Source organism: Janthinobacterium sp. 1_2014MBL_MicDiv (genome assembly GCF_001865675.1).
Lineage (GTDB): Bacteria > Pseudomonadota > Gammaproteobacteria > Burkholderiales > Burkholderiaceae_D > Janthinobacterium.
Genome location: NZ_CP011319.1, coordinates 5,621,017 through 5,637,711, shown reverse-complemented (window position 1 = coordinate 5,637,711; position 16,695 = coordinate 5,621,017). Strand labels below are relative to the sequence as shown.

General features: G+C 62.9%; 16 protein-coding genes. 14 read left to right on the top strand and 2 right to left on the bottom strand.

Annotated elements, in window-relative coordinates:
- Positions 1–23 precede the first annotated feature (23 nt).
- The 13 genes from aspS to YQ44_RS24340 all read left to right on the top strand — a co-directional run bounded on the left by aspS (position 24) and on the right by YQ44_RS24340 (position 14,612).
- Positions 24–1,826 carry an aspartate--tRNA ligase gene (gene aspS / locus YQ44_RS24400; protein ID WP_198043815.1) on the top strand — a complete coding sequence of 601 codons (1,803 nt, stop codon included), beginning with the start codon at positions 24–26 and terminating at the stop codon, positions 1,824–1,826.
- An 84-nt stretch (positions 1,827–1,910) separates the two neighbouring features.
- Positions 1,911–2,378, top strand: a complete 468-nt coding sequence (gene nudB / locus YQ44_RS24395; protein ID WP_071326739.1) for a dihydroneopterin triphosphate diphosphatase — start codon at positions 1,911–1,913, stop codon at positions 2,376–2,378.
- 19 nt (positions 2,379–2,397) lie between these two features.
- Entirely contained in the window at positions 2,398–2,691 is a 294-nt protein-coding gene (locus tag YQ44_RS24390; RefSeq protein ID WP_071325588.1) for a hypothetical protein, read from the top strand.
- A 91-nt stretch (positions 2,692–2,782) separates the two neighbouring features.
- Complete coding sequence (locus YQ44_RS24385) at positions 2,783–3,604, top strand: endonuclease/exonuclease/phosphatase family protein (RefSeq protein ID WP_071325587.1); 822 nt, start codon at positions 2,783–2,785, stop codon at positions 3,602–3,604.
- Between the two features lie 9 nt (positions 3,605–3,613).
- A complete protein-coding gene (gene clsB, locus YQ44_RS24380) occupies positions 3,614–4,777 on the top strand; it encodes a cardiolipin synthase ClsB (protein WP_071325586.1) in 1,164 nt (387 codons plus the stop codon).
- Positions 4,774–5,163, top strand: coding sequence for an RNA-binding S4 domain-containing protein (locus YQ44_RS24375; protein ID WP_071325585.1), 390 nt, complete (start codon positions 4,774–4,776; stop codon positions 5,161–5,163). Before clsB ends, YQ44_RS24375 begins: the two co-directional genes overlap by 4 nt.
- A gap of 280 nt (positions 5,164–5,443) precedes the next feature.
- A complete protein-coding gene (locus YQ44_RS24370) occupies positions 5,444–6,070 on the top strand; it encodes a TetR/AcrR family transcriptional regulator (RefSeq protein WP_071325584.1) in 627 nt (208 codons plus the stop codon).
- 66 nt (positions 6,071–6,136) lie between these two features.
- Positions 6,137–7,927 (top strand): acyl-CoA dehydrogenase C-terminal domain-containing protein, encoded by a 1,791-nt coding sequence (locus YQ44_RS24365; RefSeq protein ID WP_071325583.1) that lies wholly within the window; start codon positions 6,137–6,139, stop codon positions 7,925–7,927.
- 14 nt (positions 7,928–7,941) lie between these two features.
- A complete protein-coding gene (locus YQ44_RS24360) occupies positions 7,942–10,341 on the top strand; it encodes a 3-hydroxyacyl-CoA dehydrogenase/enoyl-CoA hydratase family protein (protein WP_071325582.1) in 2,400 nt (799 codons plus the stop codon).
- 11 nt (positions 10,342–10,352) lie between these two features.
- Entirely contained in the window at positions 10,353–10,850 is a 498-nt protein-coding gene (locus YQ44_RS24355; protein WP_232250987.1) for a PaaI family thioesterase, read from the top strand.
- Positions 10,851–10,910: 60 nt separating this feature from the next.
- On the top strand, positions 10,911–12,107 hold the full coding sequence (locus YQ44_RS24350) for an acetyl-CoA C-acyltransferase (RefSeq protein WP_046682137.1): 1,197 nt from the start codon (positions 10,911–10,913) through the stop codon (positions 12,105–12,107).
- 73 nt (positions 12,108–12,180) lie between these two features.
- Complete coding sequence (locus tag YQ44_RS24345; RefSeq protein WP_071325580.1) at positions 12,181–12,960, top strand: enoyl-CoA hydratase; 780 nt, start codon at positions 12,181–12,183, stop codon at positions 12,958–12,960.
- A gap of 173 nt (positions 12,961–13,133) precedes the next feature.
- Positions 13,134–14,612, top strand: coding sequence for a serine hydrolase domain-containing protein (locus YQ44_RS24340; RefSeq protein WP_071325579.1), 1,479 nt, complete (start codon positions 13,134–13,136; stop codon positions 14,610–14,612).
- A gap of 9 nt (positions 14,613–14,621) precedes the next feature.
- Here the strand turns inward: YQ44_RS24340 and YQ44_RS24335 are convergent, their stop codons facing one another.
- On the bottom strand, positions 14,622–15,209 hold the full coding sequence (locus YQ44_RS24335; protein WP_198043813.1) for a TetR/AcrR family transcriptional regulator: 588 nt from the start codon (positions 15,207–15,209) through the stop codon (positions 14,622–14,624).
- Between the two features lie 41 nt (positions 15,210–15,250).
- On the opposite strand from YQ44_RS24335, the gene YQ44_RS24330 reads away from it, so the two are divergent.
- Complete coding sequence (locus tag YQ44_RS24330; RefSeq protein ID WP_071325577.1) at positions 15,251–15,778, top strand: dihydrofolate reductase family protein; 528 nt, start codon at positions 15,251–15,253, stop codon at positions 15,776–15,778.
- Here the strand turns inward: YQ44_RS24330 and YQ44_RS24325 are convergent.
- Positions 15,775–16,578 (bottom strand): metallophosphoesterase family protein, encoded by an 804-nt coding sequence (locus YQ44_RS24325; RefSeq protein ID WP_071325576.1) that lies wholly within the window; start codon positions 16,576–16,578, stop codon positions 15,775–15,777. The genes YQ44_RS24330 and YQ44_RS24325 overlap by 4 nt on opposite strands.
- Positions 16,579–16,695: the final 117 nt, after the last annotated feature.

Genomic DNA, 16,695 nt, shown 5'->3' with positions numbered 1-16,695 from the left:
CACTAACCTGAACTGAGAATTTTATGTCTATGCGTACTGAATATTGCGGCCTCGTTACTGAAGCCATGCTGGGACAAACCGTCAGCCTGTGCGGCTGGGTACATCGCCGCCGCGACCACGGCAGCCTGATTTTCATCGATTTGCGCGACCGTGAAGGCTTGGTGCAAATCGTTTGCAACCCGGAACAAGCGGAGATGTTCAAGGTCGCCGAAGCCGTGCGCAACGAATTCTGCCTGCGCGTGACGGGCGTGGTGACGAACCGTATCGACGGCACCATCAACAACAACCTGAAATCGGGCAAGATCGAAGTGGTTTGCTCGGAACTGGAAGTGCTGAACCCTTCCGTGCCCGTGCCATTCCAGCTCGACGACGACAACCTGTCGGAAACGACGCGCCTGACGCACCGCGTGCTGGACCTGCGCCGCCCGCAAATGCAGAACAACCTGCGCCTGCGCTACAAGGTCACGATGGAAGTGCGCAAGTACCTCGACGCGCTGGGCTTCATCGACATCGAAACGCCGATGCTGACCAAGTCGACGCCAGAAGGCGCGCGCGATTACCTGGTGCCGTCGCGCGTGAACGCCGGCAGCTTCTTCGCCTTGCCGCAATCGCCACAGTTGTTCAAGCAACTGTTGATGGTCGCCAACTTCGACCGTTACTACCAGATCACCAAGTGCTTCCGCGATGAAGACTTGCGCGCTGACCGCCAGCCGGAATTCACGCAGATCGACTGCGAAACCTCGTTCCTGACGGAACAGGAAATCCGCGACCTGTTCGAAGACATGATACGCGTCGTCTTCAAGAACACCCTCGATATCGACCTGCCGAACCCGTTCCCGGTGATGGACTTCGCCGAAGCGATGGGCCTGTATGGTTCCGACAAGCCGGACATGCGCGTCAAGCTGGCCTTCACGGACTTGACCGACGTCATGAAAGACGTGGACTTCAAGGTCTTCTCGGGCGCTGCCAACATGCCGAAGGGCCGCGTGGTGGGCTTGCTGATTCCAGGCGGCGGCGCCATGCCACGCTCGGAAATCGATGCATACACGCAATTCGTTGCCATTTATGGCGCCAAGGGCCTGGCCTACATCAAGGTCAATGAAAAAGCCAAGGGCCGCGACGGCCTGCAATCGCCGATCGTGAAGAACCTGCACGATGCGGCATTGGCGCAGATCATTGAACTGACGAATGCACAAGACGGCGACCTGATCTTCTTCGGCGCCGACAAGGCGAAAGTCGTCAACGACGCCATCGGCGCGCTGCGCGTGAAAATCGGCCATAGCGAATTCGGCAAGAAAGCCGGCCTGTTCGACGACGTGTGGAAGCCATTGTGGGTGGTCGACTTCCCGATGTTCGAACACGACGAAGAAGCGGACCGCTGGACGGCAACCCACCATCCATTCACGGCGCCGAAAGATGGCCATGAAGACATGCTGGAAACCAATCCGGGCGCCTGCATCGCCAAGGCCTACGACATGGTCTTGAACGGCTGGGAACTGGGTGGCGGTTCGATCCGTATCCACCGCGAAGAAGTCCAGAGCAAGGTCTTCCGTGCATTGAAGATCGATGCCGAAGAAGCGCAGCTGAAGTTCGGCTTCCTGCTCGACGCCCTGCAATACGGCGCGCCGCCGCATGGCGGCCTGGCATTCGGCTTGGATCGTATCGTGACCATGATGACCGGTTCCGAATCGATCCGCGACGTGATCGCTTTCCCGAAAACCCAGCGCGCGCAAGATTTGCTGACCCATGCGCCGTCGGAAGTAGACGAGAAGCAACTGCGCGAACTGCACATCCGTTTGCGCAGCGCCGAGCCCAAGGTAGTGTAATGAGGCATGCGGCCGCTGCGGCGGTCGCTGTTTGATAAGCTATGCAAAAAGAGGCGCTTTCAAGGCGCCTTTTTCATTGTTGATATGACCCATAAAATTCCCGTTTCCGTGCTGGTCGTCATTCATACGGCCGATCTGGACGTGTTGCTGATCGAGCGCGCGGGCCAGCCCGGCTTCTGGCAGTCGGTGACCGGTTCGCTCGACGCCGTCGACGAGCCGCTGCTGCAGACGGCCGCGCGCGAACTGTGCGAGGAAACCGGCATCGTTGCCGATGGCGAAGGCATCGTGCTGCGCGACTGGAACCTGTCGAATGTGTACGAGATCTACCCGATCTGGCGCCACCGCTATGCGCCCGGCGTGACGCGCAACACGGAGCACGTGTTCAGCGTGCAAGTGCCACGCGACATCGCCATCACCCTGAGCCCGCGCGAACACTTGCAATATGCGTGGCTGCCGTACCTGGCGGCGGCCGACCGCTGTTTCTCGTCCTCCAACGCGGAAGCGATCCTGCAATTGCCGGCCATGACGGGCCTGGCACGACGCCTTACCTGACCTTTCTAGAAAGTATTTCATGTTGAACTGGATTCATTTGACCGCACAGCAAAAACTGCTGGGCACCGTGGGCATCATCCTGTGCCTGTGCTTTATCCTGGCGCTCTTCACCTCCACCGTGCCCGGCCGCACGCCGCCGATCGGCATGCCGCTGATGGCGATCGGCTGGCTGCTGCACCCGGGCGCGTTCGCCAAGGGCAAGCGCACGGTGGCCTGGCGCGGCGCACCCTTGCTTGTCAAGGTGGTCTGGGCCGCCGGCATCACGGCCTTGCTGGTGAGCGTGACGGCAGGCGTGGGCCGCATGCTGGCCTGATCGCGTCCGGCACGATGATTCTGCCCGTGTAGGTGCGCACGCGCACCTACGCTGGCGCCGCGCGGGGCCTGTCTGGGAGTAGAATCGATGCATGAAAATCCGCGTAGCAACTTATAATATACACAAGGGCGTTTCCTCCGTGCGGGGCTTGCCCAGGGTCCATGCATTGAAGCAGGCGATTGCGCTGTTCCATGCAGATGTTGTTTTTTTGCAAGAAGTGCAGGGCAAGCATGACCGCAATGCGGCCCGCTTCGGCGCCGAGAACAATGGCCACAAGCATTGGCCGGAAGCATCGCAGCATGAATTCTTTGCCGGCCCCGAGCACCACACGGCCTACGGCATGAACGCCGTGTATGACCATGGCCACCACGGCAATGCCTTGCTCAGCAAGTTCCCCATCGCCTCGCAAACCAACCACGACGTCTCAGATCATGCTTACGAGCAACGCGGCATCCTGCATTGCGTGCTCAACACGCCGCACGCCGATGTGCATTGCTACGTGGTCCACCTGGGCCTGTTCGAATCGGGACGGGGCCGGCAGACGCAGGCGCTGATCGACGCCGTCATGGAGTCGGCGCCCAATGGCGAGCCCGTCATCATTGCCGGCGACTTCAACGACTGGCGCAACACGCTCAGCGACAAGCTGCGCAATGCGCTGGGCGTGGTGGAAGTGTTCGACCAGCGCGCATCGAACTCGGCCCTGGGCGACCTCGTGCGCACCCTGGCGCGGCGCCAGACGAAAACGCCGATTCCCGTGCCGGCGCGCACCTTTCCCGCCGCCTTGCCGTGGTTCCGCCTGGACCGCATCTATGTGCGCGGTTTCCAGGTGGAAGGGGCGCAAGTGATGCATGGCACCCTGTGGGCAAAATTGTCGGACCACGCGCCGATAGTTGCTGCTTTGAAACTCGCGTAGACTGCCGGCATGCGCACAGTCAATTTCATCGCCCACAACGACATCCAGCTGCTGTATTGCGGCACCGATTACTTTCCCGCCCTGGTCGCGGCCATCGACGGCGCGCGTTCCGAAGTCTATTTCGAAACCTATATCTTTGCCGACGACGCCACCGGCACCCTGGTGCTCGATGCGCTCAAACGCGCGGCCGCCCGCGGCGTGCTGGTGTGCATGATCACGGACTGGTTCGGCACCGGCAACCGCAGGGTCAATGCCATGCATGCGCAGCTGGAAGCGGCCGGCGTGCACCACCGCATCTTCAATCCGTGGTTCCGGCGCGGCATCACGCGCACGCACCGCAAGATCTGCGTGGCCGATGGCGAGATCGCCCTGGTGGGCGGCATCAATATCAACGATGACATGTTTTGCGACTACGACCACAACATCAGCCTGGAAGCGCCGCGCTGGGACTTCGCCGTGCAGGTGAAGGGCCCGCTGGTGGACGCCATCCACGAAGAAGTACAGGCGCAGTGGGCACGGCTGGGCAAGATGAACCTGGTGCGGCGCATCAAGCTGTACCGCAAGATGCGCGTCGTCAGCAAGGAGCTGGCGAAGAATCCCGTCGTGGCCGGCTTTGTCGTGCGCGACAACCTGCGCAACCGCCGCACCATCCAGCGCGCCTATCTGCAGGCGCTGGGCCAGGCGCGTAAAAGCGTGATGCTGGCCAACCCGTATTTCGCCCCCGGGCACAAGCTGCGCCGCGCGCTGGCGCAGGCGGCCCAGCGCGGCGTCGACGTGGTCCTGCTGATCGGCGTGGGCGAATTCCGCATGCAGGATGCCGTGGCGCACTCGTTCTATCCGAAGCTGCTGGCCGCCGGCGTGAAAATCGTCGAATACCGCAAGACGCAGCTGCACGCCAAGGTGGCCGTCGTCGACGATGACTGGGCAACGGTGGGCTCGAGCAATATTGACGCGCTGAGCCTGTTCCTGAACCAGGAAGCGAACGTGGTCATCAAGGACGTGGCGTTTGCGCAAAGCCTGCGCCAGCATATCGAGCAGGGCGTGGCCGACGGCATCGTCATCCACCAGGATGATTTCAAGCACATCGGCCGCTTCCGGCGCATCGGCTACGAAGCCGCGTTCCTCGTGTACCGGCTGGTGATGCGCATTTTTTCAGTGGGCAAGTACGCATGAGTGAAATGACAACGGTAAGGCTGGACAAATGGCTGTGGGCGGCGCGCTTCTTCAAGACGCGCTCGCTGGCCAGCGAGGCCGTCGATACGGGCAAGGTGAAAGTGGACGGCGAGCGCGTGAAACCGGCGCGCAGCGTGCGCCTGGGCGATGAGCTGGCCATCGACAATGGCGCGGAAACGTGGGAAGTGGCCGTGCTGGGCCTGTCCGACAAGCGCGGCGCGGCGCCCGTGGCGCGCTTGCTGTATGGGGAAACGCCGGCCAGCATCGCCCGCCGCGAACTGCTGGCGGAAGAACGCAAGCTGTTCCGCGAACCGGGCAGCACTATCAAAGGGCGGCCGACCAAGCGCGACCGCCGTCAACTGAGCAAGGCAGGCGGCCTCGGCTGAGGCACGCCGCCAGCGGCGCGGGCGGGGAAAACCGGGGGCGAGCCCCGGCAAAACCCGCCTTTGCCGCCCTGAAAGCACTATCAACAACGCGGCCAGAGAATGCTGCGCTGCACCAATAGAACACCGGCTCTAAAGTTCCCGTTTGACTTTTACGTGGTAGTGGATAATAGTACGAGCGTTCGGATTTTTTCGGGGCGTGCTTTTTTTTACCCGCGCTTCAGTCCGCCAAATCGGCAACATCACTTTGAGAACGGACCTCTTGAATACTTCAGTCAAATTCATGCGCAAGGGCGAACTGACCCGTGCAGCCATCCTCGACGTGGCGCTGGACCTGTCCAGCCGCGACGGCCTGGAAGGCCTGACCATTGGGCTGCTTGCGGACAAAATGAACATGAGCAAGTCGGGCGTGTTTGCCCACTTTGGCTCGCGCGAAGACTTGCAGATGGAAGTGCTGAAGCTCTACCACTACCGTTTCGAGCAAGAAGTCTTTTTCCCCAGCATGAAAGAACCACGCGGCATCCAGCGCCTGCAATCGATGTTTGCGCGCTGGGTCAAGCGGGTCAGCGTGGAAATCGCTTCCGGCTGCATCTATATCAGCGGCGCCGTCGAGTATGACGACCGCCCGGGCCCGATCCGCGAAGCCCTGGTGGCCATGGTGCGGGCCTGGCAGGGCGCGCTGCTGCGCTGTGTCGAGCAATCGATCGCCACGGGCGACCTGAAAGCGGACACGGACGCCCAGCAGCTCGTGTACGAGATGTATGGCCTGATCCTGGCCCTGCATCACGATGCGCGCTTCCTGCGCGTGCCGGGGAGCATCGAACGGGCGCAGGCGGGCTTTGTCCGCCTGCTGGCGTCGTACCAGAATCCCGCTGCAGCCAGTCAGGAACAAGCCGTCAGGAATCAGTAGTTTTCGCAGCAACGAACACGCAATTCACCAGTACACACTTTAGCTAAACGCCTTCAGGAGAAAATTATGGGTCAATACGTCGCGCCAATCCGGGATATGCAATTCGTCCTGCATGAATTCCTGCAAGTGGAAGAAGAATTGAAGCAAATGCCGCACTATGCGGAAGTCGACGCCGACATCATCAACCAGGTGCTGGAAGAGGGCGGCAAATTTACTTCCGAAGTCCTGTTCCCGCTGAACCACTCCGGCGACCGCGAAGGCTGCCACCACGACCCCGTCACGAAAAACGTGACGACGCCGAAAGGTTTCAAAGAGGCTTACAAGCAGTATGTCGAAGGCGGCTGGGCGGCATTGGCTTGCGATCCGGAATACGGCGGCCAGGGCTTGCCAGTGGTATTGAACAACTCGTTCTATGAAATGCTCAACTCGTCGAACCAGGCCTGGTCCATGTACCCTGGCCTGTCGCACGGCGCCTACGAGTGCCTGAAGGAACACGGCACCGAGCACCAGAAGGAAGTCTATCTGCCGAAGCTGGTGTCGGGCGAATGGACGGGCACCATGTGCCTGACCGAACCGCACTGCGGCACCGACCTGGGCCTGCTGCGCTCGAAAGCGCTGCCCGAGGCGGACGGTTCCTGGACCATCACCGGCAACAAGATCTTCATCTCCGCCGGCGAGCACGACATGTCGGAAAACATCCTGCACCTGGTGCTGGCCCGCGTGCCGGACGCGCCGGAAGGCTCGAAAGGCATCTCGCTGTTCCTGGTGCCGAAATTCCTGCCGAATGCCGACGGTTCCGTCGGCGAGCGCAACCCGATCACCTGCGGCGCCATCGAAGAAAAGATGGGCATCCACGGCAACTCGACCTGCCAGATGAACCTGGACGGCGCCAAGGGCTGGATCATCGGCCAGCCGAACAAGGGCCTGAACGCCATGTTCGTCTTCATGAACGCGGCCCGTTTGGGCGTGGGCATGCAGTCGCTGGGCCTGACGGAAATCGCCTACCAGAACGCGCTGATCTACGCCAAGGACCGCACGCAAATGCGTTCGCTGTCCGGCATCAAGAACCCGGAACTGCCGGCCGACCGCATCATCGTGCACCCTGACGTGCGCCGCATGCTGCTGACCGGCAAGGCCTACGCGGAAGGCGCGCGCGCCTTCACTTCCTACGTGGCGCTGCAGATCGACCGCGAACTGCACCACCCTGACGCCGACGTGCGCAAGGAAGCTGCCGACGAAGTGGCGCTGCTGACGCCCGTCATCAAGGCCTTCATCACCGACAACGCCTGGATCGCCACCTCGGACGCGATGCAAGTGTTCGGCGGCCACGGCTACATCTCGGAATGGGGCATGGAGCAGTATGTGCGCGACGCGCGCATCAACATGATCTACGAAGGCACGAACACGATCCAGTCGCTGGACCTGCTGGGTCGCAAGATCCTCGGCGACAACGGCGCCAAGCTGCGCAAGTTCGGCGAAAAGATCAAGGCCTTCGTCGAAGACAACGGCACCGATGAAGCGATGAGCGAATTCGTGACGCCATTGGGCGACCTGGGCGACAAAGTCACCAAGCTGACCATGGAAATCGGCATGAAGGCATTCCAGAATCCGGACGAAGTGGGTGCGGCATGCGTGCCTTACCTGCGTGTCGTCGGCCATATGATCTACAGCTACCTGTTCGCGCAGATGGCCAAGATCGCCCTCGAAAAAGAATCCAGCGGCGACAAGTTCTACACCGCCAAACTGGCTACCGCACGTTTCTACTTCGCCCGCTTGCAGCCTGAAACGGCAACCCTGATCCGTCAGGCGCGCTCCGGTTCGGCCAACCTGATGGCACTCGACGCAGACCTGTTCTAAGACTTGAGGAAAATATGACCAATTTCATCGTTAAAAAAGTAGCCGTCCTCGGCGCCGGCGTGATGGGCGCGCAGATCGCCGCCCATTGCATCAACGCGAAAGTGCCGGTCGTGCTGTTCGACTTGCCTGCCAAAGAAGGTCCGAAGAATGGCATCGTGCTGCGCGCCATCGAAAACCTGAAAAAACTGTCGCCTGCGCCGCTGGGCAACAAGGATGACGCCGCGCTGATCCAGGTCGCCAACTACGAAGACAACCTGGACCTGCTGGCCGGTTGCGACCTGATCATCGAAGCCATCGCCGAGCGCATGGACTGGAAACACGACCTGTACCAGAAGGTGGCTCCGCACATCGGCCCGAACGCGATCTTCGCCTCGAACACCTCGGGCCTGTCGATCACCAAGCTGGCCGACGGTTTCGACGCCGACCTGAAATCGCGCTACTGCGGCGTGCACTTCTTCAACCCGCCGCGCTATATGCACCTGGTCGAGATCATCCCGACCGCGTTCACCAAGCCTGAAATTTCCGACCAGCTGGAAGGCTTCCTGACCACCACCCTGGGCAAGGGCGTGGTACGCGCCAAGGACACGCCGAACTTCATCGCCAACCGCGTTGGCGTGTTCGGCATCCTGGCCATCGTGCACGAAGCGGAAAAATTCGGCCTGTCCGTGGACGTCGTCGATGACCTGACCGGCTCCAAGCTGGGCCGCGCCAAGTCGGGCACCTTCCGCACGGCGGACGTGGTCGGCCTGGACACCATGGGTCATGTGATCAAGACCATGCAGGACTACCTGCCGAACGACCCGTTCGCCGCCGTCTACAAGACGCCGGCCGTGCTGGCATCGCTGGTGGAAAAAGGCGCGCTGGGCCAGAAGAGCGGCGCGGGCTTCTACAAGAAGGTCGGCAAGGAAATTCAACGACTGGACTTCGCCACCGGTGAGTACGTGGCCGGCGGCGCCAAGGCTGCCGACATCATCGCCCGCATCCTGAAGGAAAAGGATCCGGTCAAGAAGATGAAGGCGCTGCGCGAATCGACGAACCCGCAAGGCCAGTTCCTGTGGGCGATCTTCCGCGACGCTTTCCACTACATCGCCATCCATCTGGACACCGTGGCCGACAATGCGCGCGACATCGACTTCGCCATGCGCTGGGGCTTCGGCTGGAACGTCGGCCCGTTTGAAACGTGGCAGGCATCGAACTGGCTGCAAGTGGCCAACTGGGTCAAGGAAGACATCGACGCCGGCCACGCGCTGTGCAACGCACCGCTGCCAGCCTGGGTCTTCGAAGGTCCGGTCGCTGAAAAAGGCGGCGTGCACACGCCGGAAGGCTCGTACTCCGCCGTGTCGAACAGCTTCGTGCCGCGTTCGACCCTGTCCGTGTATGACCGCCAGCCATTCCGCGCGCCGGTCCTGGGCAGCGGCGCCATCGACGGCAAGACCGCCGGCACCACCGTCTTCGAAGACGAATCCGTGCGCGTCTGGCATACGGGCGACGATGTGCTGATCATCTCGTTCAAGACCAAGATGCACGTGATCGGCGAAGGCGTGATCAATGGCCTGAAACTGGCCTTGGCCGAAGCCGAGAAAAACTTCAAGGGCCTGGTGATCTGGCACGCCGACGCAGCCGAAGGCGGTGCCTTCTCGGCCGGCGCCGACCTGCAATCGGCCCTGCCGGCGTTCATGCAAGGCGGCGTGAAAGCCGTCGATCCGATCATCGCTGAACTGCAGAACACCTTCATGTCGCTGAAATACGCGAACGTGCCGGTGATCGCCGCGGTCGCTGGCCTGGCACTGGGCGGCGGTTGCGAACTGGCGCTGCACGCATCGAAGCGCGTGGCCTCGATCGAGTCGTACATCGGCCTGGTGGAAGTGGGCGTGGGCCTGATTCCTGCCGGCGGCGGCCTGAAGGAAGCGGCGCAGCGCGCCTACAAGGAAGCCAAGGGCAACGACATCCTGCAATTCCTGAAAACGGGCTTCACCAACGCGGCCACCGCCAACGTGTCGAAATCGGCGCTGGAAGCGAAGAAGATGGGCTACCTGAAGGAAGACGACGTGATCGTGTTCAACGCCTACGAGCTGCTGCACGTGGCCAAGGTCGAAGCGCGCGCCATGTTCGACGCCGGCTTCCGTCCGCAACTGCCTTCGCTGATCCAGGTCACGGGCCGCTACGGTTGGGGCACCATCAAGGCGCAGCTGGTCAACATGCGCGACGGCGGCTTCATCTCGGCGCACGATTTCAAGCTGGGCGAGATGATCGCCGAGATCGTATCCGGCGGCGATGTGGACCAGGGCAGTTTCGTCAGCGAACAGTGGCTGCTGGATATGGAACGCAAGGCATTCCTGGAGCTGTTGAACCATCCGAAAACCCAGGAACGGATCATGGGCATGATGCAGACCGGTAAGCCGGTACGCAACTAAGCACAGCGTCGATGTCGATCCTGTCCCTCGTATTTAAAGTATTGCTGCGCGTGAGGCCAAGCATGGTGTATGACCGTATCAAACAACAGATGATGGACACCTTGCCCTTCGTGCGACTGCTGGGGATCAGCATCGACGACATCGGCGCCGGCACCTCCAGGGTGTCGATGCCGGACGATCCCAAACTGCATAACCACCTGGGCACGCAGCATGCGGGCGCCTTGTTTACCCTGGCCGAAACGGCTTCCGGCGCGGCCATGGCGGGCGGCTTCGCCGAACTGATACTGGGCTTGCGCCCGGTGGCCAAGGAGTCGCGCATTCGGTACCAGAAGGTGGCCCGGGGCGCGACGCGCGCCGAAGGCCGGGTACCGGGCGACCTGGCTGCCTTGAAGGCGCAGCTGGCGCAGGATGGCAAGGTGGCGTTTCCCGTGGAAGTCGATATCTTCGACTCCGAAGGCACGCTGGCGGCACAGGTGACGGTGGACTGGTATTTGTCGCAGAAGCGATAAGCCAGTACCCCGGATATTCGACAGAACACGAACCTCGTTCAACATCTTTGAAAGAATAAAATGAGCAAACAACTTCAAGACGCCTACATCGTCTCTGCAACCCGCACCCCGATCGGCAAGGCGCCGCGCGGCATGTTCAAGAACACCCGCCCGGACGACCTGCTGGTGCGCGTGCTGCAATCGGCACTGGCGCAAGCGCCTGGCCTCGATCCGGCGCTGATCACCGACGCCATCATCGGCTGCTCGTTCCCGGAAGCGGAGCAGGGCTTCAATATCGCGCGTAACTCGGTGCTGCTGGCCGGCTTGCCGAAGACCGTGGGCGGCGTCACCGTCAACCGTTACTGCGCGTCGGGCATCACGGCCATCGCCATGGCGGCCGACCGCATCCGCGTGGGCGAAGCCGACGTCATGATCGCCGGCGGCATCGAATCGATGTCGATGGTGCCGATGATGGGCCATCACCCATCGATGAACCTGGACATGTTCAGCGACGAGAACATCGGCATGGCCTACGGCATGGGCCTGACGGCCGAGAAAGTGGCGCAGCAATGGAAAGTGTCGCGCGAACAGCAGGACGCGTTCTCCGTCGAATCGCACCGCCGCGCCATCGCCGCGCAGCAAGCCGGTTTCTTCAAGGCTGAAACGACGCCTGTGGAAATCATCACGCGCACGCCGAACCTGGCCACCGGCCAGGTCGATGTAACGCGCCGCACGGTCGACACCGACGAAGGCGCGCGCGCCGATTCGTCGATGGAGTCGCTGGCCAAGCTGAAGCCCGTCTTCGCAGCCAAGGGCAGCGTCACTGCCGCCAACAGCTCGCAGATGTCCGACGGCGCCGGCGCGCTGTTGATCGTCAGCGAAAAAATCCTGCGCGAGCATAACCTGACCCCGCTGGCGAAATTCTCGTCGTTCGCCGTGCGCGGCGTACCGCCGGAAATCATGGGCATCGGTCCGAAGTTCGCCATTCCGGCAGCGTGTGCCGCCGCCGGCATCACGCAGGACCAGCTGGACTGGATCGAGCTGAACGAAGCGTTTGCCGCACAGGCGCTGGCCGTCATCGGCGACCTGGGCCTGGACCCGGCGAAAGTGAACCCGATGGGCGGCGCGATCGCCCTGGGCCACCCGCTGGGCGCGACGGGCGCCATCCGCGCGGCCACCGTGATCCATGCACTGCAGCGCACCAAGCAGAAGTACGGCATGGTGACGATGTGCGTGGGCGCCGGCATGGGCGCGGCCGGAATTTTTGAACGCGTATAAGCCTGGCCGGGTAAAGCAATAAAACAGGGCGCTGCGGGATTACCCCGGCGCCCTTTATCTTTTTGGAGACGACATGGATATTTTGTGCAGCAAGAGCGAGGGCATCCTCACACTGGAATTCAACCGCCTGGAGCGCAAGAATGCGATCACGGGCGCCATGTACCAGACCCTGGCCGACGCGCTGGTGGCGGCGGAAACCGACGATGCCGTACGCGCCATCCTGATCTGCGGCAAGCGCGAGATTTTCACGGCCGGCAACGACCTCGATGACTTCATGAAGACGACGCGCCCCGCCGACGGTTCGCTCGACCTTGACCGTCCCGTGTTCCAGTTCATGCGCGCCCTGTACGGCAGCAGCAAGCCCGTGGTGGCGGCCGTCTCCGGCCCTGCCATCGGCATCGGCACGACGCTGTTGATGCACTGCGACCTGGTCTACGCGGCCGACAATGCCAGCTTCTCGATGCCGTTCACGCAGCTGGGCCTGTGCCCGGAATTCGGCTCCAGCCTGCTGCTCACGCAACTGGCCGGCTATCCGCGCGCGGCGGAAAAACTGATGCTGGGCGAGTCCTTCCCCGCACAGGAAGCGCTGGAAATGGGCCTCGTGTCGAAAGTCGTTCCCCTGTACGAGCTGATGACGTTCGCGCAAGGCCAGGCCGCCAAGCTGGTGGCCCTGCCGGCGGCCTCGATCCGCGCCACCAAGCGCCTGATGAAGCAAAGCCGCATGGAACCGATGAAGGCCGCCATCGCGGAAGAAAACAAGCTGTTCAGCGCCATGCTGGGCGGCGCGGAAGCGAAGGAAGCGTTTACGGCCTTCTTCCAGAAGCGCAAGCCGGATTTCAAGCAATTCGCCTGAGCCTTGTCCTGCCTGGTGCAACAGGCGTCCCGCGGGGCGCCTGTTTTTGCCTGGGGGCCAGATTGATACGGATATTTCTGTTTCGCAAAGTTGCATAATCCGCTAAGGTGGCTGCCGAGGCGCTCCACGCTCCCCCTTGCGTGGCCGGCGCCCCCCACGTGAACGGATACAACATGAAACTGGTAGCGCTGATCAGCGGCCTGTGCCTGGCTTTGCCCGTCTGGGCGCACGCTGCGCCAGGGACGTCGGCCGAGGTCATGGCCTTCCTGCGGCAACAGATGGCGCAGCAGCAGATTCCTGCGCTGCAAGTGGCCGTCATCCAGGGCGGCAAGGTCGTCGAACTGGCCGCCCTGGGAACGGCCAACGTGGAAAATGGCGTGGCGGCCACCGGCGAGAGCGTTTTCTCGATCAATTCCTGCACCAAGGCGTTTACGGGCGTGGCCGTCATGCAGTTGGTCGAGGCGGGCAAGCTCAAGCTTACCGACCCCATCTCGCTGTACCTGGACGACCTGCCGCCATCCTGGCGCGCGCTGACCATACGCCAGCTGATGACGCATACGTCCGGCTTGCCCAACATCATCGACGAGCAGGAGAGGCTGCTGGGCGGCGAGGATGAAGCGCTGTCCTGGAGCAAGGTCAAGGCCCTGCCGTTCGAGTTCGCGCCGGGCGAGCGCTACAGCTACAACCAGACTGGCTATGCTCTCATCGGCAAGATCATCGAAAAGCTCAGCGGCGAGTCCTTCGTGCGCTTCGTGGAAAACCACCAGTTCAAGCCGGCGGGCCTGACGCACACGCGTTTCGGCGACTCCAGCGACGTGGTCCCGCACTCCGCCGGCGCCTATACCTATTCGCGCAACGAGGGCGGCAAGTGGCTGACGGGCACGCGGCTGGCGATCGCCTACGTCACCTTCCCCGCCTATTTCCGCCCGGCCGCCGGCATCCTGTCGACCTCCGGCGATATCGCGCAGTGGCTGCTGGCCTTGCAGGGCGGCAAGCTGCTGAAGGACAAGGCCAGCCTGCAAGCCATGTGGAGCCCGTATCTGCTGAACAACGGCACGACGCAGGGGCCGAACGAACTGCTCAACGGTTCGGCGCTGGGCTGGCCCGTGACGGTGCGCGGCGAACACCGCGCTGCCGGCCCCATCGGCGGCATGCGTTCGGCCTTCTTCGTGTATCCGGAAGACGACCTGTCGGTGGTGGTGCTGACCAATTTGCAGGGCGTCAACCCGGAACTGTTCATCGATGAAATCGCCGGCTTCTATGTGCCCGCCATGCATCCGTCGACGGGGTTCGGCCTGCCGCCGTCGGTCCTGCCCTTGCGCAAGCTGCTGTTGCAACGCGGTTTCGGGCAGGCACCGCAGGCGTGGGCCGAACTGCGCGCGCGCGATGCGCAAGCACTGCCGGGCGAGGAGGCGTTGAATGTCTGGGGTTACAAATTGAGCAGCCAGCAGCAGCTGCCGCAGGCCCTGGCCATCCTGCGCCTGAACGCCAGCCTGCATCCGGCCAGCTGGAATGCCTACGACAGCCTGGCGGAAATCCTCGAGCAGGCGGGTGACAGGCAAGGTGCGATCGCCAACTATGGCAAGTCGCTGGCGCTTAACGCCGGCAACAGCCATGCCAGCGAACGGCTGCGCGTGCTGCAGGCGCCCTGAGGGCAGGCTTCAACCGTGCGCCCGCATCCCCGCCAGGATCAGGGCGACCGATGCGTGCCACTGCGTCTCGCCCGCCGGCCGTCCCGCCAGCGTATAGCCGTGTAAAAAATCGACGACGGCATCGCGGCCGCGCAAGCGGAGTTTTTGCGGCAGATCCAGGCCATCGATGGCCAGCTCGAACAGTGCCGTAAAGCGCTCGGCGACATCGCTCTGCGCCACCAGGCCGCGCGCCATCAGGCGCACGAAATAGGGCGTGGCGCCGACCAGCTCCAGGTATAGCGTGCACAGTGCCAGCAAGCGCCGCTGCGGCGCCTGGCGCCGTGTGAAGGGCGGCTGCCGCGGGTCGAGCGCGGCGAAGCGCTGCGCCATCAGGGCCAGCAGCAATTCCTGTTTTCCCGCGTAATAGTGATACAGGGCCATGGCATCGACGCCCAGGCTCTGCGCCAGCGCACGCATCGAGAAGGCTTCGCCTTTTTCTTCCAGCAGGGGCAGGGCCGCCTGCAGGATGGCGGCGCTGTCCAGCGCGGGCGCGGCGCGGCGCGGTCGCCCGGCGCGGCGCACGGGAGGTTCGATGGCTTGAAGTTTTTTGGTTTTCATGGGCATAATTCTACACTGTAGAATTAATTGGAGAGCACATCATGCAAAAACCTTTCGTCAGCGTCTTTCTCGGCATCAGCATCGACGGCTGCATCGCGGGAGAAAACGGCGACCTGTCCTGGCTGGAAGAGCTGGCGCCCGATTCGCCCGACGCCACCGGCTACACGGCATTGATGACGCAAGTCGATACCTTGCTGATCGGGCGCAGCACGTATGATGCCGTGCTGGGGTTCGAGCCGTGGCCGTATGCGGGCAAGCGCGTGGTGGTATTGAGCCACCGCGACTTCGCGCCGCGCCATGGCGAGCAGCGCCGCGAAGGCAGCGTGCGGGAAGTGCTGGCAGGCCTGGCCGAGGAGGGCTGCCGCCACGTGTATCTCGACGGCGGCGCCGTCATCCGCGCCGGCTTGCGCGAAGGCGTCATCGACAACCTGGCCTTGTCCGTGCTGCCGGTGGTGCTGGGGAGCGGCGTGCGGCTGTTCGACGAGGCGCTGCCGCGCAGCGACTGGCGGCTGGAAAGCACGCACCAGTTGCCCAGCGGCGTGGTGCAGCTGCGCTATGGAAAGCGTTAAGCCGGGCTTTCCAGTTCGACGATGAAGCCGGGATCGAAGCGTTCATTTTCCGGCGTGCCGTCGGGCCGCTTGTAGCCGCAGGGGTTGCACACGACGCGGCAATCCTGGATGCGATAGTCGAGCGAGGCGTGCATGTGGCCGTGCACCCACAGGTCGGCCTGCGCCACCAGTTCATCGAGGTGCGAGGCGAAGGCGGGCGAGCCCAGGTTGCTGGCGTACTGCTCTTCCACCGACAGCATCGACGGCGCCATGTGCGTGATGACGACGGTTTTTCCGGCGAACGGCTGCGCCAGTTGCTGCGCCAGCCAGGCCCTGTGCCGCGCATGCAGCTGCGCCGTGTCGGCCGCGCACAGCAGGCGCGGCGCATCGCCTCCCGTGCTGATGCGCTTGTAGTCGGGCATGTAGTTTTGCGCCGCGCTCAGGGCCTCTGCCTGGCGCTGCGCGCCGAACAGCAGGAAATCCGTCCACAGGGTGATGCCGAGGAAGCGCACGCCGTCGAGCACCACGGAATCGCCGTCGAGCAGGCGAATATGCGCGCCATGCGCGTTGGCGCTGGCGCAGGCGTCGCGCACGGCGTCCTGCATGTGTTCGAGCTGGTGGCCATACCCTTCGTGGTTGCCATGCACGTACAGCACGGGCAGGGCGCCGAAGGTGCGCGCGGCCCAGGCGATGGCATTGCTGCCCGTGTCGATGTCGCCGGCCAGGATCACCGCGTCGGGACGGCTGGCGGCGAGGTCGATGGCGGGCGCGTCGTCGCGCCATACTTCCAGGTGCAGGTCGGACAGGATCAGCAAACGCATGGCAGGAGGCGCGGCAAGGCGCATGAAAGTGGCTGGGCCTCTATCGTAGCGCAAGTCGCCATGCTTGCCTGCTTGACCGCGCATGGGCGACGACGGTACCCTGTGGCATCGACTACC